Raw genomic sequence first — 519 nt, forward strand, 5'->3', positions numbered from 1 at the left:
GACGACGCGGCGCTCGGCGACGGCTACGCCGACCTGCGCGCCACCAACGCGCGCCAGTGGCGCACGGTCTTCGAGGAGGACCTCGGCGTCGTGCAGGGCATGCAGGCGGGACGCGCCTCGACGGCCTTCACGGGGGGCGTGTTCTCGCCGGTGATGGATGGCCCGACCCACTGCTTCCACCAGTGGATGGCGAAAGCGCTGCTCGGCTAGGAGCCTGTGGCCCATCCTTCGAGACGGCGCTGTCGCGCCTCCTCAGGATGAGGATCTAGAAATGAGCCTCACCCTGAGGAGCGATCCGCAGGATCGCGTCTCGAAGGGCGAGGCGGGCCACTGCTAACGGCTTGCGGCCGCCTTCTGCTGCCGTCTGAACTCCTGCACCGGCAGGCCGCCGATGCCCCAATCCGCCATGTCGACTTCGTCGATCACCACCACGGTGGTCGCCGGGTTCTTGTCGAGCACCTGGACCAGCAGGTCGGTAACGCCTTTGATGAGCGCGGCCTTCTGCGCCGCCGTCGCGCC

2 protein-coding genes are annotated in these 519 nt (G+C 68.6%); one reads left to right on the top strand and one right to left on the bottom strand.

What is annotated here, in order from left to right:
- Positions 1–210 (top strand): RHO alpha subunit C-terminal catalytic domain-containing protein (locus tag ACKGJN_RS16810; protein ID WP_409540719.1); only part of this gene is annotated, 210 nt, incomplete at its 5' end.
- Positions 211–333: 123 nt separating this feature from the next.
- Here ACKGJN_RS16810 and ACKGJN_RS16815 read toward each other — a convergent pair.
- On the bottom strand, positions 334–519 hold a 186-nt coding region (locus ACKGJN_RS16815), incomplete at its 5' end, for a tautomerase family protein (RefSeq protein ID WP_409540721.1).

The organism is Gillisia xinjiangensis, assembly GCF_046298265.1.
GTDB classification, from domain to species: domain Bacteria; phylum Bacteroidota; class Bacteroidia; order Flavobacteriales; family Flavobacteriaceae; genus Gillisia; species Gillisia xinjiangensis.